General features: G+C 64.7%; 17 protein-coding genes. 3 read left to right on the plus strand and 14 right to left on the minus strand.

The window, feature by feature from the left end; translation table 11 throughout:
* Positions 1-85 precede the first annotated feature (85 nt).
* The 6 genes from FIU94_RS16255 to FIU94_RS16280 form a co-directional block, all read right to left on the minus strand.
* On the minus strand, positions 86-727 hold the full coding sequence (locus FIU94_RS16255; protein ID WP_152466790.1) for a cell wall hydrolase: 642 nt from the start codon (positions 725-727) through the stop codon (positions 86-88).
* 119 nt (positions 728-846) lie between these two features.
* Positions 847-3,384 carry a putative PEP-binding protein gene (locus tag FIU94_RS16260; protein ID WP_172975930.1) on the minus strand — a complete coding sequence of 846 codons (2,538 nt, stop codon included), beginning with the start codon at positions 3,382-3,384 and terminating at the stop codon, positions 847-849.
* Positions 3,385-3,485: 101 nt separating this feature from the next.
* Complete coding sequence (gene glyS / locus FIU94_RS16265) at positions 3,486-5,720, minus strand: glycine--tRNA ligase subunit beta (protein WP_152466792.1); 2,235 nt, start codon at positions 5,718-5,720, stop codon at positions 3,486-3,488.
* A 69-nt stretch (positions 5,721-5,789) separates the two neighbouring features.
* Positions 5,790-6,617 (minus strand): DUF1206 domain-containing protein, encoded by an 828-nt coding sequence (locus tag FIU94_RS16270; RefSeq protein ID WP_254702565.1) that lies wholly within the window; start codon positions 6,615-6,617, stop codon positions 5,790-5,792.
* Between the two features lie 73 nt (positions 6,618-6,690).
* Positions 6,691-7,215 (minus strand): DUF6446 family protein, encoded by a 525-nt coding sequence (locus FIU94_RS16275; protein ID WP_152466793.1) that lies wholly within the window; start codon positions 7,213-7,215, stop codon positions 6,691-6,693.
* Positions 7,212-8,150, minus strand: coding sequence for a glycine--tRNA ligase subunit alpha (locus tag FIU94_RS16280; protein WP_152466794.1), 939 nt, complete (start codon positions 8,148-8,150; stop codon positions 7,212-7,214). The genes FIU94_RS16275 and FIU94_RS16280 overlap by 4 nt, the downstream gene beginning before the upstream one ends.
* 156 nt (positions 8,151-8,306) lie before the next feature.
* On the opposite strand from FIU94_RS16280, the gene FIU94_RS16285 reads away from it, so the two are divergent.
* The gene (locus tag FIU94_RS16285) at positions 8,307-10,097 is read left to right on the plus strand and encodes a serine protease (protein ID WP_152467106.1); all 1,791 of its coding nucleotides are present in this window, start codon (positions 8,307-8,309) and stop codon (positions 10,095-10,097) included.
* A 61-nt stretch (positions 10,098-10,158) separates the two neighbouring features.
* Here the strand turns inward: FIU94_RS16285 and FIU94_RS16290 are convergent, their stop codons facing one another.
* The 5 genes from FIU94_RS16290 to FIU94_RS16310 all read right to left on the minus strand — a co-directional run bounded on the left by FIU94_RS16290 (position 10,159) and on the right by FIU94_RS16310 (position 16,182).
* Complete coding sequence (locus tag FIU94_RS16290) at positions 10,159-11,760, minus strand: thiamine pyrophosphate-binding protein (RefSeq protein WP_152466795.1); 1,602 nt, start codon at positions 11,758-11,760, stop codon at positions 10,159-10,161.
* A complete protein-coding gene (locus FIU94_RS16295) occupies positions 11,760-13,208 on the minus strand; it encodes a TrkH family potassium uptake protein (RefSeq protein ID WP_152466796.1) in 1,449 nt (482 codons plus the stop codon). Before FIU94_RS16295 ends, FIU94_RS16290 begins: the two co-directional genes overlap by 1 nt.
* Positions 13,209-13,337: 129 nt before the next feature.
* Entirely contained in the window at positions 13,338-13,577 is a 240-nt protein-coding gene (locus tag FIU94_RS16300; protein ID WP_152466797.1) for a hypothetical protein, read from the minus strand.
* Between the two features lie 213 nt (positions 13,578-13,790).
* Positions 13,791-14,885: a GTP cyclohydrolase FolE2 gene (gene folE2 / locus FIU94_RS16305; RefSeq protein WP_152466798.1), complete on the minus strand. Its 1,095-nt coding sequence runs from the start codon at positions 14,883-14,885 to the stop codon at positions 13,791-13,793.
* A 121-nt stretch (positions 14,886-15,006) separates the two neighbouring features.
* Complete coding sequence (locus tag FIU94_RS16310) at positions 15,007-16,182, minus strand: aminotransferase class V-fold PLP-dependent enzyme (RefSeq protein WP_152466799.1); 1,176 nt, start codon at positions 16,180-16,182, stop codon at positions 15,007-15,009.
* A 239-nt stretch (positions 16,183-16,421) separates the two neighbouring features.
* Between FIU94_RS16310 and FIU94_RS16315 the strand changes: the two genes are divergently transcribed.
* Positions 16,422-17,078, plus strand: a complete 657-nt coding sequence (locus FIU94_RS16315) for a glutathione binding-like protein (protein ID WP_152466800.1) — start codon at positions 16,422-16,424, stop codon at positions 17,076-17,078.
* A gap of 57 nt (positions 17,079-17,135) precedes the next feature.
* On the opposite strand, the gene FIU94_RS16320 is transcribed toward FIU94_RS16315, so the two are convergent.
* Positions 17,136-17,741, minus strand: coding sequence for an inner membrane-spanning protein YciB (locus FIU94_RS16320; RefSeq protein WP_152466801.1), 606 nt, complete (start codon positions 17,739-17,741; stop codon positions 17,136-17,138).
* Positions 17,742-17,755: 14 nt separating this feature from the next.
* Positions 17,756-18,658 (minus strand): DMT family transporter, encoded by a 903-nt coding sequence (locus tag FIU94_RS16325; protein WP_152466802.1) that lies wholly within the window; start codon positions 18,656-18,658, stop codon positions 17,756-17,758.
* Between the two features lie 44 nt (positions 18,659-18,702).
* Here FIU94_RS16325 and FIU94_RS16330 point away from each other — a divergent pair, with 44 nt between their 5' ends.
* Entirely contained in the window at positions 18,703-19,227 is a 525-nt protein-coding gene (locus tag FIU94_RS16330) for an MgtC/SapB family protein (RefSeq protein ID WP_368407136.1), read from the plus strand.
* A 3-nt stretch (positions 19,228-19,230) separates the two neighbouring features.
* On the opposite strand, the gene ftsY is transcribed toward FIU94_RS16330, so the two are convergent.
* Positions 19,231-20,766 carry a signal recognition particle-docking protein FtsY gene (gene ftsY / locus FIU94_RS16335; protein ID WP_152466803.1) on the minus strand — a complete coding sequence of 512 codons (1,536 nt, stop codon included), beginning with the start codon at positions 20,764-20,766 and terminating at the stop codon, positions 19,231-19,233.
* Positions 20,767-20,860: the final 94 nt, after the last annotated feature.

Raw genomic sequence — 20,860 nt, forward strand, 5'->3', positions numbered from 1 at the left:
GCGGGCAGCCGCGCTGGGGTAGCTCTACCCGCTTGGCGCGCGCTTTACAGCCCGCAATCCGTCGGACCGGCACCCGAAAGCGGCGTCAGTTCGACGCCGAACGCCAGGTGTGACGGTAGAACAGGTGCACGCCGATGCGGGTGGTCCTGGTGTAGACCTGGCTCCAGCGCGGACGCACGGCGGTGGTGTGGTAATGGGTCGCCCCATCGGTCAGCGGCGGCACCTTGCCGTCGAGTGTGTACTGCGCAACCTTGGCCACGCGGGCAAACGCGAGCGGCTCGGCAATGACCTCCTTGTGGCCATCGCAGGTGTAGGTGAACTGGCACTGGTACTTCTTGCCGGTGCCCTGGTTGATCACCCCGCAAAAGGACCCGGGGAAGCGTCCGCTCTTGACGCGGTTCTTGATCACCTCGGCTACGGCGAACTGGCCTTTGACCGTTTCGCCCCGCGCTTCGAAGTACAGCGCCTCCGCCAGGCACCGCCATTCGGACGACCCCGACGCCTTGGGCTGGGAATCGAGCCAGGCCTTGGAGAATTTCACCGCACCCTGCGCCCCCTTGGGCGCGGAAACGAAAGACGTCAGCCGCTTGGCACCGGCGGACTTCAGACCGCTCGTTTCAAGACGTGCGAGTTCTTCCGCCTGGGAGGCGTTGGCATGAGCCGCGACCGGCAGAACGGTCATCAGCGAGAGCAGCAGCAGGCTGGCGGCAGTTGTGAACAAACGCATTTTGCGCACCATTATGTTATTTCGGCTGGGGCGGGCCTAGCCAAGATCGGACCGGGCGTAAACCCGTCTGCCGGTGCGACACGTTGGCGGACCACCTCTAGGTGGCAAAGAGTCGCCTGCTACCCGATCTTGTGGGCGATCGCCAATTGCGCCGCGGCCAGCCGTGCAACCGGTACGCGAAACGGCGAGCAGGAAACGTAATCGAACCCCGCAGCACGGCAAAACGCAATCGATTCGGGGTTGCCGCCGTGTTCACCACAGATCGACAAGGTCACGCCCGGCTGCGCGGCGCGGCCCCGCTCCGCCCCCAGCTTGAGCAGTTCCCCCACCCCTTCGGTGTCGAGCACGTGAAACGGGTCCTCCGGAAAGACGCCCTGCTGCACGTAGTTTGACATGAAGCGCCCCGCGTCGTCGCGTGACAGGCCATAGGTCATCTGCGTCAGGTCATTGGTGCCGAAGCTGAGAAAGGCGCAATGTGGCGCAATTTCGCCCGCGCGCAATGCAGCGCGGGGGGTTTCGACCATGACACCCAGCCGGTAGGTGAACTGCACACCGGTCTCGTTGCGGACGGCGGCGGCGATGGCATCCACCGATGTCTTGATCAGCTCGACCTCGCGCCGGGCGCTGACCAGCGGAATCATCACCTCGGGGACCACGGGTTCGCCGTCGCGGCTGGCGGCGATGGTCGCCTCGAAAATCGCGCGGGCCTGCATTTCGTAGATTTCCGGCACCGTCACGCCCAGGCGCACGCCACGCATCCCCAGCATGGGATTGTATTCGCTCAGCCCTTCGACCCGGCGGACCACATCCGAAAGCGGCAGGTTCAACGCCTCGGCCAGTTCGCGCTGGCCCGCCTTGTCCGAGGGCAGGAATTCGTGAAGGGGCGGATCGAACAGGCGGATGCAGACAGGCTGGCCCTGCATGATGCGGAACAGCTGGGTAAAATCCTCGCGCTGCATGGGCAGCAGACGTTCAAGCACCGCGCGCCGGTCCTCGCCGGTTTCGGCAAAGATCATTTCGCGCATGACGGTCAGGCGGCCGGGGTCGAAGAACATGTGTTCTGTCCGGCAGAGCCCGATCCCGTGCGCGTTGAAATTGCGCGCGGTCTGGGCATCCGCCGGGGTGTCGGCATTGGCACGGATGTCGATGTCGGCCACATCCTCGGCCCAGGACATCAGGCGGTTGAACGTGTCGTCCAGCGCCGCTTCGCGCATCTGGGCGGCGCCGGCCAGCACCTGGCCGTTCGATCCGTCCACCGTGATTTCGTCCCCGGTAGAGAATATCCGCCCGTCCGGCGCCGTGATCTGTCCCTTGCGCAGGTTGAAGCGCATGTTGGACGCCCCAACGACACAGGGCAGACCGATCCCGCGCCCGATCACGGCGGCGTGGCTGGTGATCCCGCCCCGTTCGGTCAGAACAGCGGCGGCGGCATGCATCCCGCGAATATCCTCGGGCGATGTTTCGCGCCGAATCAGGATACAGGGTTCACCCCGCGCCGCACTTGCCTGCGCCTCGGTCGCGGTAAAGACGATCCGGCCCGTCGCGGCGCCGGGGCTGGCGGCGATGCCACGGCCGATCACGTCGCGCTTGGTGCGCGGCTCAACCTGCCGGTGCAGCAGTTCGGTCAAGGTCCGCGGCTGCACCCGCATCAGCGCCTCCTCGCGGGGGATGATCTTGTCATCCGCCAGCGCCACGGCGATGCGGACCGCCGCGCGGGAGGACCGCGCGACCCGCACACCGTCCAGGATATACAGGCGCCCGTTCTCGATCACGAATTCGACCTGCATTTCCTCGCGCAGCTTGCGACGCATGAGCGCCGCGTGCCCGGTGAGATCCGCGAAGGCATCCGGCACCAGTTCCTCAAGCGACTCGCCGCGCGGATCCTTGGTGAGGTACAGCGCCGCCGCGTCCCCTTCGAGCGCGTCGCGCCCCTGCGACTGGCTGAGGTAGCGCCCGGTGATCTGTTGTTCGCCGGTGTCGCTGTTGACCAGTTGCAACACGCCCGAGCCACATTGCCCCGAACCGACGCCAAAGGCCATTTCCTGCACCACCAGCCCCAGACCCGCATCCGCCGGTGCCCCCTTGGCCTGGCGCAGCAACCGCGCGGAGGTGCCGTTCCACGCCCGCGCCATCGACCGCAGCACCGCCGACAGCTGCGTGGTGCGATCCTGGGGAAAGGTCTCTTCGGTTTCCTGTTCGTAGGCCTGAAGCGACTGCATGAGCGCCGCATGACCTTCGCCATCGACGTCGTCGAACATGTCCGGGTCCAACCGGGCGACATTGACCGCATAGGCCTGGACGAAGCGGGTATAAAGGCCCGCCGCCGCCTCTTCGCCCAACGACTGCGACAGGACTTTGTACATGTCGTCGTTTATGCCGATGTTCAGAACCGCGCCCGGCCCGCCCCAATCGGGGTCCTGGCTGGACGGACGCACGCACAGCATGGCGTCCTTGTGAAACTCCGCCACGACCGCATCGACGTTGGGCAGCTGCGCGTCTGCCAGATGGCGCACCGCCTCGAAAGACAAGGCCACGGTGCGCGGCACCGGCAGGTCCAGCCGGACCAGTCGTTGCAGGCATTTCGCGCGCCCACCGTGCGTTTCGTTGGTGATGGGCGCGGTGGCCGTGACAAGCGTGGTATAGGGATTATTCTGCACTGCAGCACCTTGGAGTTTCACGGCAGCATAGGCGGATTGCGTGGTCTGGCAAGCCCTGCGGGTTTCGCCGCCCCGCCCCGCCGCGCCGGGCGGGGCCGCGATCAGCCGTCGATCCGGGTCAGATCGGCGACGGACGTGCAGATGGTGCGGATACGGCTCAGCAGGTTCAGACGGTTGCGCCGGATCGTGCCGTTATCGGAATTCACCTGAACCGCGTCGAAGAAGGCGTCGATGGGGCCGCGCAGTTCGGCCATGGCCGACATGGCAGCGGCAAAGTCCTGCGCCGCCATGGCGGGCTTGATCCGCGCTTCTGCCGTATCGAGCGCCGCGAAGAGCGCGCGTTCCTCATCGGTTTCGGAAAACTTGATATCCGCGCCGAATGAATATTCCACCCCGTCGGCCTCTTCCGCCTGGGTGAGAATGTTGTTGGCGCGCTTGAAGCCCTGGATCAGGTTTTCGCCGTCGTCGGTTTTCAGCACGTCGTTCAGGGCGCGGGCGCGCTTGACCAGCAGCGTCAGGTCGTCGCCCCCTTCCATCGCGATGCAGGCGTCGATCACGTCGTGCCGGATGCCCTGATCGCGCAGGTACACCTTGAGCCGGTCGTGCAGGAACGCCACCAGATCGTCGGTCTTGGTTTCGGCGTCGGCAATCGCCTTTTCCGCCATGTCTATGCTCAGCACCACGGCGTCGCGTTCGATCAGCGTCCGCAACTCGTCCGCCTTGTGCTGGTAGCCCAGCCGCTTGATGCCTTCGATCACAGCCGCGGATTCGACCGTGTTGCCCCCCGACCCCTCGCGGATCAGATGCCCCAGAAGCGGGCTGAACAACTGGAACCGGACAGCCAGGCTCACATCGTTCTCAACCAGAATACGGATCACCCCCAGCGCCGCGCGGCGCAGGGCAAAGGGATCCTTGCTGCCGGTCGGTTTTTCGTCGATGGCCCAGAAGCCGGTCAGCTTGTCGATCTTCTCGGCCAGCGCAACGGCGATGGACACCGGCGCGGTCGGCACCGCATCAGACGGTCCCAGCGGCGCGTAATGTTCCTGCGCGGCGGCGGCGACCTCTGTGGGCAGGCGCGCGGCTTCGGCATAGTAGCGGCCCATCAGGCCCTGCAGTTCGGGAAACTCGAACACCATTTCCGAGTTGAGATCGGCCTTGGCCAGCCGTGCGGCCTGTTCCGCGACATCCGGCGCCGCACCGACCGTCGGCGCCAGATCGCGTGCCAGCAGGGCCATTCGGTCGATCAGTTCGGCCTGGGTGCCAAGCCTGTTGTGGAACGTCACGTTGGACAGGGCGTCGACCCAGGTCTGCATCCCCTTGTCGGAGGTGGCCACGCGCAGGTCGTTCTCCCAAAAGAACTTGGCGTCGGACAGCCGCGCCGACAGCACCTTTTCATTACCGGCAAGGATCGTCGCACCTTCATCCGCCGTGGTGCGGTTGGCAACAGTGATGAATTTCTCGATCCGCCCGGTCTTGGGGTTCTTCACGGAAAAGAACTTCTGATGCTCACGCATGGAGGTCTGAAGAACTTCGGGCGGCAGGTCCAGGAATTCATCGGCGATCGGGCCCATCAGGACCACGGGCCATTCCACCAATCCCGCAACTTCGGCCAGCAGGCCCGCGTCCTCGACCACCGTCATGCCCGAGGCAAAGGCGGCATTGGTCGCGTCGTTCCAGATGGTATCGGCCCGTGCCTGCGGGTTCAGCGTGACGAAGGCGCGCGCCAGCTTTGCCTCGTAATCCTCGAAGCCCGTGACAGTGATCGGGCCCGGCGCCATGAACCTGTGCCCCCGCGTGCTGTCGTCCGCGCGGATGCCATCAAGCTCAAGCGGCACCACGGTGGCGCCGCTGTCGTCGGTGATCAGGCAGATGATGGAATGCAAAGGGCGCACCCATTTCAGCGCACCGTCCCCCCAGCGCATGGATTTCGGCCAGGGAAAGCCGCGGATCGTCCGTTCCAGCACCTCGGCCACGATCTCGGCCGCGGGGCGACCGGGCCTTTCGATCCGGGCAAACAGGATGGTGCCCTTGGGCGTCTCGCGCTCCTCCACCTGATCGCGGGTAACGCCTGCGCCACGCAGGAAACCTTCGACGGCCTTTTCGGGCGCATCAGCCTTGGGGCCCTTGCGCTCCTCCACCGTCCGGGGGCTGGCCCCGAGCATCCCCTCCACCGCCAGGGTCAGGCGGCGCGGCGTGGAAAAGGCGGCGGCATGGGCATAGGTCAGACCGGCCTCGACCAGTCCGTCCGTGACCAGTTTTTGCAGGTCGGCGGCGGCGCGGCTTTGCATCCGGGCGGGGATTTCTTCGGAGAAGAGTTCGATCAGCAGGTCTGGCACGGGTCACACTTCGGTTGGGAACGTGGCGGAGGGATAACGGTCGCATCCCCTGCCGTCCAGACCCTGCCATCAGCCAGTGGCCGCTTTTGCCAGTGTTTCCACGTCCGGGCCTTCGACCTTGGGCACGATGCGAAACACGGCCTCAATCATATTGTAGAGCGCAAAGCCCAGAAGGCCCAGACCGGCAAGACCCAGAAGCACAGGCCCGTAGGGCTGTGCGCGCACGGTGTGCAGCGCCTTGCCCAGACCACCTGCCTGCGACGGATCGGCATTCAATGCCGCGATCCCGATGGACAGGGCCACCAGCGACAAGAGGATGCCGTAGATCACGAGCCCGCCCTTGATCGCCGGATCGAACCGCGTGGTAAAGGTGGACGCCGCGAGATGCTCCTTGTACTTCCCGCTCCAGCCTTTGTAGCAATAGTATACTCCGGCACCGAGCAGCACCAGCGCCCCCACGGCGACGATGTAGCGGCCCATCGGCATGCTCATCAGCCTGGCGGTCCAGTCCTGCGTGCTGTCGCCACCCGATCCTCCGGTGCCCATCGCCAGTGACAGGACGGAAACACCGATACCCGCATGGATCAGCCCGGTCGTCACCTGCCCCGCTCGCGCGACGATACCCTTGGCATCGGTGCCGTGGTCCTCAACATCCGCGATGCCCGCGATGACGCGCCAGACCATGTAGCCAAGCAGCCCGATGCCAATCATCCAGAGTGCTATGATCCCGAAAGGCTGCGCACGCAGAGTCTGCAGGGAATCTTTCGTGCCCGAGGCCTCGACCGAACTGAAAGCGGCGAAGATCGCGAGAATTCCGATCGTCGCATAGATCATCGCCCGCGCGCCATAGCCCGCGCGCATCACCCACTTCAGACCTTCATGTGACTTGTCCGCCATGTGCAGCGCCCCCCATGGGAGACAGAGCGTCTGAAACCGGCAATTGGTTCCCGTACTCAGGCGGAAATCGCCGTCAGTCCGCGGCGGTGTCGGGGCGCGGCGGGCAATCCTCGCCCACGACTGTCCCGTCGTAGGCCTTTTCGCCGCAATCGTTCAGCTCGTGCCAGACATAGCCGCGCCCGTCCTCGGTAACGGCGACGATGCGGTCCACGCCATAGGCCACGTTCTTCTGGCCCATGAACGCCAGGGCGCCACCCTCTTCCAGCGCGGTGCCGATGGCTTCGGCGTCAAAGCACGAAAACCAGCCCGGCGCGTTGCGCGGGGTGGCATCGGGCACCATCTGATAGCTTTCGGTCAGGAAGGCCAGGCTGAGCGGTGTGGTGAAACAGGCCCGGAACCGGATCGGAGAACTGTCCGCGTCGATGGCGGTGATACCGTCGGCGGGAATTTCTTCGGGCTGCTGCGTGGTCGGCGACACCAGTGCCACGCTGTCCTGGCGCACCTCTTCGTAGTAGCCGTAGACCTGCAGGTAATACAGCGCCGCGCCCGCGACCAGTGCAGATACCAAGATGACGACCCCTATGATCTTGCCGCTCACGCCGCGTCCCCGGTCCAGCCGCCCGCGCGGGTCTGCACGAAGGCATCGGCGCACATCTTGGCCAACGCGCGCACGCGCCCGATATAGGCCTGGCGTTCCGTGACCGAGATCACACCGCGCGCGTCCAGCAGATTGAACATGTGACTGGCCTTGATGCATTGGTCATAGGCCGGATGCGCCATGACGATGCGCTTGCCGGTCTTGGGGTCCTCGGCAGGCTGGTCGAGGATGTGCTTGCAATGGGCCTCGGCCTCTTCGAACTGGCGCAGCAGCACATCTGTATTGGCGGTATCGAAATTCCAGCGCGCGTATTCCTCTTCGGTCTGCCTGAAGACATCGGCATATTTGAGCGGGATGGGCGCGTCCGGGTCGTTGAAGGGCATGTCCATCACGTGATCGACGCCCAGCACATACATCGCCAGCCGCTCCAGCCCATAGGTCAGCTCGCCCGAGACGGGGTGGCAGTCGTGCCCGCCGACCTGCTGGAAATAGGTGAACTGGCTCACCTCCATGCCATCGCACCAGACTTCCCAGCCCAGCCCCCAGGCGCCCAGCGTCGGGCTTTCCCAGTCGTCTTCGACAAAGCGGATGTCGTGCAGGTCCATGTTGATCCCGATCGCCTCCAGCGAGCCCAGATAAAGCTCCTGCAAATTCGGCGGGCTGGGTTTGATCAGCACCTGATACTGGTAATAATGCTGCAGCCGGTTCGGGTTTTCCCCGTAGCGCCCGTCGGTGGGCCTGCGCGAGGGCTGAACATAGGCGGCTGTCCAGGGCTGCGTGCCCAGGCTGCGCAGCGTGGTGGCGGGGTGGAATGTGCCCGCCCCCACTTCCATGTCGTAGGGCTGGAGGATGGCGCAGCCCTGCCGTGCCCAATAGGTCTGGAGGGCAAGGATGATCGCCTGAAAGGAACGCGGTGCGTCGGGATTGCGGGACATCGAAAGGACCTCTTGGTATGCGCGCCCTACCTACGGCTGTCGCCGCAGCGCGTCAATTGCGCCATTGTGACTAAATCCGGTCCATAAGCCATAGCATTCGTGGCGGTTTCCTGCTTATCTGCGCCGGATTTTGATTCAGTGAAAGTACGCCCCACGATGATCCGTCTTGTTCTGGCTTTTTGCGCCGCGGCCCTGGTCTTTTCCCCTCCCGTATCCCGCCCCGTGCTGGCCCAGGCCGCGGACGAGATCGTCTGGGTCCAGATCGAGGCTCAGCCAAGCCTGACCGTCGCCACCGACCGCGCGCGCGCCTATGCTTCCACATTGGAAGACGTGAACGGATTTTCCCTTGGCGGGGGCTGGTATGGCATCGCGGTCGGCCCCTACCGGCGCGCGGACGCCGAAGAAGTGCTGCGCAGCTACGTGCGCGACGGTCTGGTGCCGCGCGACAGTTTCATTCAGCTCAGCATCCGCTTCCGCCAGCAGTTCTGGCCGGTGGGCGCGAACGTGCTGAACAACGGCGTGATCGACCCCCCGGCGTCTGTCGCCACCACGCAGGAGGCGCCGACACAGACCACCCCCGCGGAAGAGCCGCTGGCCGAAACGCCCGCCCCGGAACCGGAACCCGCCGACGAGACCCTGCAGGAAGCGCGGCAGTCCGAACGCCTGCTCGACGGGCAGGAACGCCGAGATCTGCAGATCGCATTGCAATGGGCGGGCTTTTACAACGCCGCCATCGACGGCGCTTTCGGGCGGGGCACGCGGAACTCCATGGCGGGCTGGCAGGAGGCCAACGGCTACGAGGCGACCGGCGTCCTGACCACCCTGCAACGCGCCGCCCTGCTGAAACAATACAACGCCGTTCTGGACGGGCTTGGCCTGCAAATCGTCCGCGACGAAAAGGCGGGCATCGAGATCATGATGCCCACCGCCGAAGTGTCGCTTGCCGAGTACGAGCCGCCTTTCGTGCATTACAACAGTGACGGAGATATCGGGGCGCGGGTGCTGCTGATCAGCCAGGCGGGGGATCAGGACACGCTGTTCGGCCTCTACGACATCATGCAGACCTTGGAAATCGTGCCGCTGGACGGGCCGCGCGACCGCAAGAGCAACTCTTTCGAACTGATCGGCGAGAATGGCAGCATCATCAGCCAGACGCAGGTTTCCCTGGAAAACGGGCAGATCAAGGGTTTCACACTGATCTGGCCTGCCGGTGACGAAGAACGCCGCCGCCGTGTGATCGCCGAAATGTCCAAAAGCCTGGTACGGCTTCCCGGCGTGCTCGACCCGGCGGAAGGCGCGGGCGAAGAGCAGGCCATCGACCTCGTGGCAGGTTTGCAGGTGCGGCAACCGCGCATCGCGCGCTCGGGCTTTTTCGTCGACGCCGATGGGGCTGTGGCGACGACCGCCGAAACGGTTCAGGGCTGCGGTCGGCTGACCATCGACGGCGATACCGAGGCTGACGTGATCGCGCAGGACCGCGACAGCGGCGTCGCAATCCTGAAACCGCGCGAGGCCCTGGCCCCGCTGGCGGTGGCCGAATTCGGGCTTCAAGCGCCGCGCTTGCAGTCCGAGGTTTCGGTCGCCGGCTTTTCCTACGAGGGTGTCCTTTCGGCGGCCACGCTGACGTTCGGCACATTGTCGGACGTGCGTGGCCTGCGGGGCGAGGAAACGGTCAAACGGCTTTCTCTTGCCGCGCAGGACGGCGACGCGGGCGGGCCGGTGTTCGACGCCAGCGGAAATGTCATGGGCATGCTGCTGCCCCGCAGCAGCGGTAGCCAGGAACTGCCGGGGGACGTGAATTTCGCCGTCGACGCGGCGGTGATCGCCGATCTGGCCACTGGCGCCGGTCTGACCCTGGATGCCAGTGACCGCACGGGCTCCATCGCGCCTCGGGACCTGCGACTGGCCGCACAGGGCATGACCGTCCTGGTCAGCTGCTGGGAGTGACGCCTGCCCCGGGACGGACCGGAACCAGAAGGAACTCCGTCCCGGTTTCCTGAAACCGAACTCAGGCCGCGAGGTCCGGCGTCAGATAGATCAGCGTAGGCCCCTCGGCATCGAAGGCCCCGCGCACTGCATCCTGCATCTTGGGCAGGCTGGCGGGCTGCACGGCGCGTGCGCCAAATGCCTCGGCCAGCTTGATGAAGTCGGGGTTTCGGGCAATCACGGCATTGGGGGCAATCTGCGCCCCCACCATGCTGGCCTCGATCGCACCCAGCTTGCCGTTGTCCCACAGGATGATCGGCAGGCTCAGGCCCAGCTCCACGGCCACGCCCAGTTCGGCCATCGTGTAATGAAACCCGTAATCCCCCATGATCGCCAGCGTCGGCTGCCCGCGCCGCGCGACAGCCCCGCCGATGGCTGCGGGCAGCGCATAGCCCAGCGTGCCGAAACCGTAGGGATGGTGCCAATGGCCGGGGCGGTCCATGTCCCAGGTCTCGGTCGCGGCATAGGCGAACTGGGTCATGTCCGAGTAGATCATCGTGTCGGTCGGCAGACAGGCACGCAGCGCATCGGCGATCGGCAGGATGCCGGGGTATTCGGTATCCACCTCGCCGCGCCATTTGCCGCGGGCGGCGGCCACGTCCTGTGCGGTCCAGTCGCTCTCGCCGCGCCAGTCCGACGTCGCCTCGGCCAGAGACCGAAGCACCGCATCAGCGTCCTGCCGCAGACGAACATCGGCGTTCTGCGCATCGCTCAGCACCTCCGGGTCGAGATCCACCCGGATCATCAGGCTTTCATGGCCAAGATGCGCGCGCCAAAGGTCGACCTCGGCCAGTTCCGTGCCCATGGCGATCACGAGATCGGCCCGGGCGATTTCGGCCAGGCTGCCGGGCCGCGACAGGTAGGACCCGAAGAACAAGGGATAATCGGGCGCGACGATGCCGCGTCCGGCAAAGGTGGTAAAAGCCGCAGCCCCGCTCTGGCGCAGCACTGTCATCGCATGGGATGCCTCCGTGACGCCACCGCCAAAGACGAAGAGCGGTCGCCGGGCCTTCTTCAGCGCCGCAGATATCACGCCTGCGTCCTCTTCGGCGCCGACCAAGTGGCCCGCATGGTTCCCGCGCGCCTTCGGTGCCGGGGGCGCAGAGGCTTCGAGCGCCGCAATCGGCACGCTGATCGACTTGGGGCCCTTGCGCTGCGGGGCGCGAAACTCCTCGAAGGCGCGATCAATCAGCGTATAGGCCGCCTGCGCCGTGCGCGCCTCCTCTGACCAGTCGCAGACCGTTTCCGCAGCCGCGCGCTGGTCCTTCATCTGATGCAATTGGCCGCGCCGCGCCGCCGTCTCGTCCAGACATGAGGAGATCACCAGCATCGGCACGCTGTCGGAATAGGCCTGCCCCATCGGCGTCATGATGTTGCACAGCCCCGGCCCGGTGATCACGTAGGCCACACCGGGCCGCCGCGTCGCGCGGGCGTAACCGTCGGCCATGAATCCCGCGCCCTGTTCATGGCGGGCCAGCACATGGCTGATCCCCGCCTCCTCGATCCCGCGGTACATTTCCTGGTTATGCACCCCGGGAATGCCGAAGATCACGTCGACGCCCCGGTCCTTGAGCATGTGGGAAATCTGTGCGCCAAGCGGGCGGGTCTCTTGGTCGGCAGCCATCAGGCCCTCCAGAAGCTTATCGTGAACAGGACATAGACGACCATCAGTTCCAGCCGCCCCAGCAGCATGGCGATGATGAGGATCCACTTGGCCGTGTCGTTGAGCGTGCTGAAATTGCCCGCAGGCCCGATGATGTCGCCCAGACCGGGGCCGATGTTGGCCAGCGCCGCCCCTGCCCCGGACACGGAGGTGACGAAATCCAGACCCGTCATGCTGAGCGCGACCGAGATCAGCCCCAGCGTCACCACGAAGAACATGAAGAAGGACATCACCGAAGACAGCACATCCTGCCCGACCGGCCGCCCGTCGTATCGCGGTGTGAAAATGCCGTGCGGCGACCGGATCCGTCCCAGCTGCGCCCGGATCGACGCGAAAAGAAGTTGATAACGGAAGATCTTGATCGAACAGGCGGTCGAGCCCGCGCAGCCCCCGATCAGCCCGATGAAAAAGAACAGCGCGACCGCGAAGGGCCCCCATGTCATGTAATCGACCGAGGCATAGCCGGTGCCCGAGATGATGGAGGTGATGTTGAACAACGCCTCGCGAAAGCTCTGTTCCACATGGTGCGGAAAGACATGCTGCAATGTCAGCACCATCACCAGAACCAGCACCCCGATGGTCAGGACAAAGCCGCGCACCTGCGGGTCGCGGTGTAGCGCCAGCGGGTTGCCGTTGATCAGCTGCACGTAGCGCACAAAAGGCATGGCCGCCAGGACCATGAACAGGCTCGCCACATATTCCGGCGCCCCGGTGAACCGCCCGAACGAGGCGTCGTAATTGGCAAACCCCCCGGTGGAAATCGTGGTAAGCGCGTGAACGGTCGCGTCGAAGGTGTTCATGCCCAGGGCCAGATAGCTGAGCACGCAGGCCACGGTAAGCCAAAGGTAGATCACCGAAATCTGGGTGGCGATCTGCCCCGCACGCGGCAGGATTTTTCCGAAGGTATCAAAAGCTTCGGACTTGAAGATCTGCATCCCCCCGACCTTGAGTTCGGGCAGGAACACCATGGCGACGATGATGATCCCGATGCCGCCCAGCCACTGCAGGATGCCGCGCCACAGCAGCAGCCCCTTGGGCATCGTGTCGAGCCCCGTCAGCACGGTCGATCCGGTGGTGGTCAGGCCCGACATCGCCTCGAACACCGCGTTGGTAAAGCTCGACTGCGTCTCGCCCAGCATGAAGGGCAAGGCCCCGAACAGCGGCAGCAGAACCCAGACGCCGGTGGTCAGAAGAAAGGTCTGCTGGATGGTCAGCCCCTGCTTGACCCCGTTGGCGCAGGCCAGCGCCATCATCCCGCCCGCCGCGGTGGTGATCAGCCCCGCTTCGACGAAAACGATGACATGACCGCGCCCCTCGGCGAGGTCGACCAGCAACGGCACGATCATCGCGAGCCCCAGCACCCCCACAAGGAGGCCGACCACATAACCGACAGGGCGCAAATCCATCATGCGGCAGCGTTGGCGTCTGGCATTGGCGGTGTCAAGCGCACACCCCCGCCGGACATGAAAACGGCCCGGCGTGCGGCTTTTGAGGCGGCACGGCTCCGGGCCGTTGATCTCCGAACCGAAAGGCGTGTCTCAGAACGCGTAGAGGTCCTTGAACACATGGTGCACGATGTCTTCGCGCTTGATGTTGAGTTTCGCCAGTTCGGCATCTGTCTTGGCTTGCAACGCCGTCACACGGTCGAGCCGCTGCTGGCCGGTGGAGCCTGCGATCATGGCTTTTCCGAAGGCATCGAAGAACGCACCGGCACGGGCCAGCACCGTTTGGACGGCAGCACCGAAACCGGTTGTGGTCATGGTGGTTTGGTAGGTCATTTTGAAAGTACCTTGATCTCCGTGGTCTCTTCCCTGACCCGTAGATAGACCCGGTCGGCACCCGGTAGTACCGCCATTAACGCATACCCGAACGTCACGGCTTGCAGGGCTCTGCACTGCAGCATGATCCGGCGCCGGGGCGTGACGCGACCGCGGGATGACAAAAGGCCCGGATCGCGCCCCGGGCCTTTTGAAACAGGTGCGCTGAGGATCTCAGCCGACGTGGAACAGCGTGTTGAACAGCTTGGGATCAATGCTGGCCATTTCGAACGTCGGCCCTTCCGTCAGCACCGAGATCGCGTCATGCGAATGCAGGCTTTCCTGATGGCTGGCCACGATCCGGAAATCGCCGACGCGGGGTTCCTCTTGCAGCTGTTCGCAGAACAACCGCGCGGCATCCTCGACAAAGATCGGATTGGCGGCGTTCAGCTCTGCAAAGGCCTGTTCGTCCTCGCGCTTGACCATCACCTGGGTTTCGGTCGGCACCGCACGGCGGCAGGCGTCGATCAGGTCCTCGAACCACAGGCATTGGCGGTCACAGTCGATCACCGCAGAAATCCGCGCGACGGAGCGTTGCGAATGTGGTGTGGCCAGCTGACCGCGTGTGGCGCGGGCATGTTCGCTGAGTTCCAGCGAACAGGGGCAGGTGCTGGAATAGACATAGTCGAGATGGATCATCTTCTGCCGCACCCCGGCCTTTTCCACCAGTTCCAGCGCGATGTCGTAGTATTGATACCCCGACAGACCCGACCGAAGGCTTTCGATCTTCACCGGAAATGAAAACCGCATCTGAATCCGCGCATCCATGCTGTCGAGATCGGTCTTGTAGTCGTCCAGCGCCCTTTCGATCACCTCGAAACTGAAGGTCTGCTCCGCATGGTTGTAGAAGCTGCGCATGATGCGCGACATGTTGATGCCCTTCTTTTCCGCCTCAAGGCTGACGGAGCCTGTGACCGATGTTTCGAGCGTCAGTTCGCCATTGTCGCGGGTGCGAAAACGGATCGGCAGCCTGAAATTGGAGATGCCCACATGTTGGATTTGCTGACGTGCCCCCCGGATCAGGCTGCTGGGGCCGTTCTGAAGGTCGGGCAGCGTGGATTTATAGACCTCACCGACCGCAAAATCCTCGGGATAGTCGCGCCGGAACACGGGGTAGTCCGGCGTGTCCGACAAAAGGCGCGACAGTGCCGGATCAAGATCCGCCATCTCTTGCGCGGTGGCCGTGCTGGCCCAGGCCCGCAGCGTTTCCAGCGCCGTTTCGGCGTCTTTGCGCTCCGGCGCTTTTTCGACTGACGTAATCGCATTCATGGCTCAGGCTCCCGTTGTCCTCGCACCTGATACTTAGGGTGCCCTGATCGGATTACCAAGACAGATATGTGATAGGACACATTCCGCACCGCCAAACCCGACCGGCCGGCGGCTCAGACCGTCACTTCAGCGCCTGCATCAGATCCGCGATCAGGTCGCGCGGGTCTTCCAGCCCGGCCGACAGCCGCACGAGCCCCGGCGAGATGCCCAGCACGTCTTTCTGCTCCTGCGTCAGGCGCTGATGCGTGGTTGTCGCGGGATGGGTCGCGATGGACTTGGCGTCGGCAAAGTTGTTCGAGATCGTGATGACCTGCAACGCGTTGAGAAAGCTGAAACAGGCCTCCTTGCCGCCTTTCACTTCGAAGGCGATGACCGTACCGCCCACCGGCGCCTGCGCCAGGGCCAGCGCCTGCTGCGGATGGGCCTGATGGGTCGGGTAGCGGACACTTGCAATCTTGTCGTGCCCGGACAGCGCCTCGGCCAGTTCCAGCGCCGTCTGCGCCTGCGCGCGCACCCTCAGGCCCATGGTCTCAAGCGCCTTGAGGTGGGTCCAGGCGGCAAAGGGGTTCATCGCGCCCCCGGTATGCTTCATGTAGGCCTCGATCGGGCCGCGGATCAGATCGCGCGGGCCGCAGATCGCCCCGCCCAGCATCCGCCCCTGCCCGTCCACATGCTTGGTCGTCGAGACGATGGCGATGTCCGCGCCACAGGCCCGGGCATAGGAAAAGACCGGTGTGGCCATGGCGTCATCCGCCAGCACCAGCGCGCCGACCGCATGGGCCGCCTTGACCACATGGCGGATGTCGACCACTTCGAGCGTGGGGTTCGAGATGCTTTCAAAGAACACCAGCCGCGTATCGGGCCGGATCGCGGCGTCCCAGGCGGCATTGTCGGTGCCATCGACCAGCGTGACCTCGACCCCGAAGCGGCCCAGCACGTCCTCCAGCACATAGATGCAGGACCCGAACAGCGCACGCGCCGCCACGACATGGTCCCCCGCCTTGAGCAGCGCGGTCAACGCCCCGCTGACCGCCGCCATGCCCGAGGCGCAGGCGAAACAATCCTCATAGCCCAGCAGGTCGGCGATCCGGTCCTCGAACATGCGCACGGTGGGGTTGCCGTAGCGCGCATAGATGAACTCGTCCTCGCCCAACGCCTCGAACCGGGCTTCGGCCTGTTCGGCACTGTCGTAGACGAAGCCCTGGGTCAGGAACAGCGCCTCGCTCACTTCGCCATATTGGCTGCGGCGGGTACCCGCGTGGATCGCGCGGGTGCTGGGGTGCCAATCTTTGCTCATGTTCGTATCCTTCCGGCCCGGCTTGCGGGCAATAAAAAAACTCCAGACGCGGTCAAGCGAAAGGAGTCTTTCCTCGACCTTTTAGCGGTTTTGAAAGGCTGATGCCCCCCGTGGCCCGCAATCCGGTAACAAATCACCACGCCGTTGTGCTACTGCGCCGGTCCGCGCAGGTCAAGAGCGACACCTTGGCATTCGCCCCAAAACCGGCATGATGACCCGGCGCAGCCAGGAGACACAGCATGACCGCCCCCATCGACCTTTATTACTGGCCCACCCCCAACGGCTGGAAAATCTCCATCGCACTGGAAGAGATGAAGCTGCCCTACACGACGCATCTGGTGAACATCGGCGCTGGCGAACAGTTCGACCCCGATTTCCTGAAGATCGCGCCGAACAACCGGATGCCCGCCATCGTCGATCCGGACGGCCCGGACGGCGCGCCGATCCCGATCTTTGAATCCGGTGCGATCCTGCAATACCTCGCCCGCAAGACCGGCCTGTTCTGCGGCGACACCGAACGCCAGCGGATCGCCGTGGATCAGTGGCTGATGTGGCAGATGGGCGGGCTGGGTCCGATGGCCGGACAGGCGCATCATTTCCTGAAATTCGCGCCGAAAAAGGATCCGCCGCAGGACATCCCCTATGCCAAGGACCGCTACCGGGAAGAAACCGCGCGGCTCTACGGTGTGCTGGACCGGCAGCTTGCGCAGCACGACTATGTCGCCGGCGACTTCGTCTCGATCGCGGATTTCGCGATATGGGGATGGGCGTCGTTGTGGGAAGGTCAGCAGCAAACCCTGGAGGACAAACCGCATATGGCGCGCTGGCTTGACGCGATGGCGGCGCGCCCCGGTGTGCAGGCGGGCCGGGCCCTGCACGCCGACAAGCGCAAGTAGCCACGGGTATCGCTTGGGTCAAGGAAAACGGGCCGACCTTTCAAACAGGCTCGGGCCTCAGCCCTCGTCCTTGTCCACCCCGTACTGCTGAAACAGCTTGCCCTGCAGCATGAAGAACCCGAACATCGCCACGGGCAGGCCGAAGGTCTTGAAATACACCCAGGTCTCGGTCGCGAAACTGCGCCAGATCAGTTCGTTCGCGACAGCAAGGCCAAAGAAAAACAGCATCAGCCGCCGGGTCAGCAGCATCCAGCCTCCGTCCTGCAGGGGCATCATCTCTTCCATCACGTATTTCAGGTAGGATTGCCCGCGCAGCAGCCCCACGGCCAGGATGCCGCCAAACAGCAGGTAGATCATCGTCGGCTTCATCTTGAAGAAACGGTCATCGTTCAGCCAGACCGACAGCCCCCCGAACACCACCACCAGAATGACGGTGGCCACCTGCATCCGGTTCAGCTTGCCCGTCAGTGCCCACATCGCCCCGGTCGCCGCGACCAGCAGCGGAATAAAGGCCGCGGTCACGACGATGAAGCCGTCGTATTCCGTACCCGCGATGGTAAAGCTGCGGTCCTTCAGCCGCAGGTAGGCGATGAAAAACAACAGAATCGGGCCGTATTCGAGGGCCGATTTCAGAAACGGGTTCACTTCCCTGTGCGTCGCCATGTCGTCGTGCTCCTTCATCCGCCCAGTTCCACTATCACAGCACCCGCCGCAATCAATGCCATCAGTGCCACCCGGCGCGGTCCCACCGTCTCCTTGAGGAAGACGACGCCGATCAGCGCGGCAAATACCGTCGATGTCTCGCGCAGGACGGCGGCCTCGCCCACCTTGTCCAGCCGGGTCGCCATCATGATCGAGCCAAAGCTGGCAAAGGCCACCAGCCCGCCGAACAACCCGCGCATCATCAGCGGCCCCGGATCGGGCGGGTCGGCCATTCTGCGCCAGCGCAGGACCGCGATGATCGGCATCAAGACTCCGTCGATCATGAAAAACCATGCCAGAAAGGTGAAGGGATTCTCGGTCGCCCGGATGCCGTAGGCATCGAAGGTGGTGTAAAGCGCGACGAAAAGGCCCGTCAGCACCGCCAGCCCCAGTGCCGCGTTCAGCGTGTCACGCTGCGCCTCAAGTTTGCGCAGGTTGTAGACAGCAAGGCCGAAGATGCCCGACAACAGTACCGCCACCCCGAGCCATTGCACCCCGGTAAAGCGTTCAGAAAAAATAAGGTAGGCCCCGATCACCGCGAACAGCGGCCCGGTGCCCCGGACGACCGGATAGACCACGGTATAGGCCCCCTTGGTATAGGCCCAGGCCTGCAACAGCTTGTAGCCGACGTGGATCGCCCAGGCGCCGGCAAAGATGACCCACATGTGCGGCTCCGGCCAGGGCACGACGAAGAGCGCAAAGGGCGCGGCCATGGCGCAATAGCAGAAATCAATCGCGCCGCGCGTCAACCAGGGATCATAGCGCCCCTTTTGAAGCGCGCCGAAGACCGCGTGCAACAGCGCGGCCGACAGTGCGAGCACAAGGGCCAGTTGGTGGCCCGCAGCCGTGCCTTCGATGGCAAGCAACCATTCGGTCATGTTTCGCCCCACGGAACCGACGCCCGCCAAGGGCTGTTGAGGTCATGAACGTTCAAGCAGAAGGCGCCCCGATGTTCGAGACCATGCTGGCAGATCTGACCAACACTTTCTCTGAAATTCCGATGTCTGTTGCCGCGCTGCGCATGGGAACGGCGCTTGTGTTTGGCGCAGCCCTCGGGGTGGAGCGAGAGCTGCGCACCAAGCCTGCCGGGCTGCGGACGCATATGCTGATCTCGCTTGCCGCCTGCATCTTCATCCTCGTCGCCTTCGAAATCAGCGCGCTGGACTTCGGCGAAGACGACACCCGCAGGGTCGATCCGTTGCGCCTGATCGAGGCGGTGACAGCCGGTGTCGCCTTTCTTGCCGCGGGGGCCATCTTTACCTCCGGCGGGAACGTCAAGAACCTTACGACCGGGGCCAGCATGTGGCTGGCGGGCGCGATCGGGCTGTGTTGCGGTGCAGGACGCATCCCGCTCGCCGCACTGGCGACGGTACTGGCGCTTCTCGTGCTCACGTTGGTGACCTGGGTCGAAGACCGTGCCCCGCTGGACGAGGACGGCGCGGACTGACCTTCATCTGTCAAAGCCCACCAGCGCATCCGCGAATTCCTGCGGGTCGAAAGGCGACAGGTCGTCGATCTGTTCACCCACCCCGATGGCATGGATCGGCAGACCGAACTTGTCGGCCAGCGCAACCAGAACCCCGCCTTTCGCCGTGCCGTCCAGTTTTGTCATTACCAGCCCGGACACATCGGAAATGTCCTGGAAAACCTTGACCTGGTTCAGCGCGTTCTGGCCGGTGGTGGCGTCCAGCACCAGCAGGGTGTTGTGGGGCGCGGTTTCGTCCTTCTTGCGGATGACGCGCACGATCTTTGCCAATTCCTCCATCAGGTCGCCGCGATTCTGAAGCCGCCCCGCGGTGTCGATCAGCAGCAGGTCCGCCCCTTCGGCTTGCGCCTTGCTCATCGCGTCATAGGCGAGGCTGGCCGGGTCGGAGCCTTGCGCGGCCGTCAGCACCGGCACCCCCGCGCGGTCGCCCCAGACCTGCAATTGCTCCACGGCGGCGGCGCGAAATGTGTCGCCGGCGGCGATCACGACCTTCTTGCCCGCCGCGCGGAACTGGCTGGCCAGCTTGCCGATGGTGGTGGTCTTGCCCGACCCGTTCACACCCACCACCAGCACCACCTGGGGCGTCTTGGGATAGATGGGCAAGGGCCGTGCCACCGGGTCCATGATGCGGCTGACCTCATCGGCCATCAGCTGCTTGATCTCCACGACCGACAATTTGCGGCCAAACCGCCCCTCGGCCATGTTCGCGGTGACGCGCAGGGCGGTATCCACCCCCATGTCCGCAGCGATCAGCAGTTCCTCCAGTTGTTCGAGCATTTCGTCGTCCAGCACACGGCGCACCACGTTCGTCTGCGCCGCCCCGCGTCCCATCAGACGGCCCAGAAGCCCGCCTTTGCGCACCGGTTCCCCCACCGCATCGGCCAGTTCGGGTGCAACTGCGGTCATCGTGGTGCGCAGCGGCGCGGGTGCGGAGGCTGGCGGCACCGGATCGGCGGGCGGCGTCACCTGGGGCGGCGGATCGTGCTGCGGCACTTCCTGCGGCGGGCTGGTCGGCGTGGGCAGCTCTTGCGGTGTCGGGTCCTGTGGCTGCGGGGCCTCGGGCGGCGGGGTCGGATTGGGCTGCGGCGGCGGCGTCGGTTCAGGCTGCGGCGCCGGGGTCGGTTCGGGCTGCGGCGCAGGCTCGGGGTCTTCCTGCGGCGCAGGCTCCGGTTCCTCCTGCGGCTGCGGGTCGGGCACGGTTTCCGGCTCGGGGTCGGGGACGGTTTCCGGCTCGGGATCGGGGACCGGCGTCGGCTCGGGGGTGGGTTTCGGATCCGGAGAGGCCGCCCTCACCTCAGCCTCATCGGCGGGCAGCGGGGCCGGTTCGCTGTCCACCGCCTCCGACAGCTCGGCGGTGGCGGCGGCCGGGGCCTGCTCCATCACCTCATCGACGGATGCGGCTTCTTCCTCGCCGCCGTCGCTGACGATCGCCTCAAGTCCTTCGTCGATCTTCGACGAGGACTTGAACAGGCGGTCTTTCAACTTCTTGAAAAAGGCCAAGATCTATCTCCATTCCGGTTTCCCTTGAAATATAGGCTCATCGGGCGGGATGGAAGGGTCAGCGGCGGAATTGACATGGCCGCGCGCGCGTTTC

The organism is Sulfitobacter sp. THAF37 (genome assembly GCF_009363555.1).
In the GTDB taxonomy this organism is placed as follows: Bacteria; Pseudomonadota; Alphaproteobacteria; order Rhodobacterales; family Rhodobacteraceae; genus Sulfitobacter.

Coding starts and splice junctions, on each gene's coding strand:
- FIU94_RS16280 (WP_152466794.1), bottom strand. CDS start 8,150: ATGTCCCGCAATCCCGACGCACCGCGTTCCTTTCAGGCGATCATCCTT.
- FIU94_RS16315 (WP_152466800.1), top strand. CDS start 16,422: ATGACCGCCCCCATCGACCTTTATTACTGGCCCACCCCCAACGGCTGG.
- FIU94_RS16325 (WP_152466802.1), bottom strand. CDS start 18,658: ATGACCGAATGGTTGCTTGCCATCGAAGGCACGGCTGCGGGCCACCAA.
- FIU94_RS16270 (WP_254702565.1), bottom strand. CDS start 6,617: ATGGCGGACAAGTCACATGAAGGTCTGAAGTGGGTGATGCGCGCGGGC.
- FIU94_RS16300 (WP_152466797.1), bottom strand. CDS start 13,577: ATGACCTACCAAACCACCATGACCACAACCGGTTTCGGTGCTGCCGTC.
- FIU94_RS16320 (WP_152466801.1), bottom strand. CDS start 17,741: ATGGCGACGCACAGGGAAGTGAACCCGTTTCTGAAATCGGCCCTCGAA.
- FIU94_RS16285 (WP_152467106.1), top strand. CDS start 8,307: ATGATCCGTCTTGTTCTGGCTTTTTGCGCCGCGGCCCTGGTCTTTTCC.
- FIU94_RS16330 (WP_368407136.1), top strand. CDS start 18,703: ATGAACGTTCAAGCAGAAGGCGCCCCGATGTTCGAGACCATGCTGGCA.
- FIU94_RS16295 (WP_152466796.1), bottom strand. CDS start 13,208: ATGATGGATTTGCGCCCTGTCGGTTATGTGGTCGGCCTCCTTGTGGGG.
- folE2 (WP_152466798.1), bottom strand. CDS start 14,885: ATGAATGCGATTACGTCAGTCGAAAAAGCGCCGGAGCGCAAAGACGCC.
- FIU94_RS16290 (WP_152466795.1), bottom strand. CDS start 11,760: ATGGCTGCCGACCAAGAGACCCGCCCGCTTGGCGCACAGATTTCCCAC.
- FIU94_RS16310 (WP_152466799.1), bottom strand. CDS start 16,182: ATGAGCAAAGATTGGCACCCCAGCACCCGCGCGATCCACGCGGGTACC.
- FIU94_RS16255 (WP_152466790.1), bottom strand. CDS start 727: ATGCGTTTGTTCACAACTGCCGCCAGCCTGCTGCTGCTCTCGCTGATG.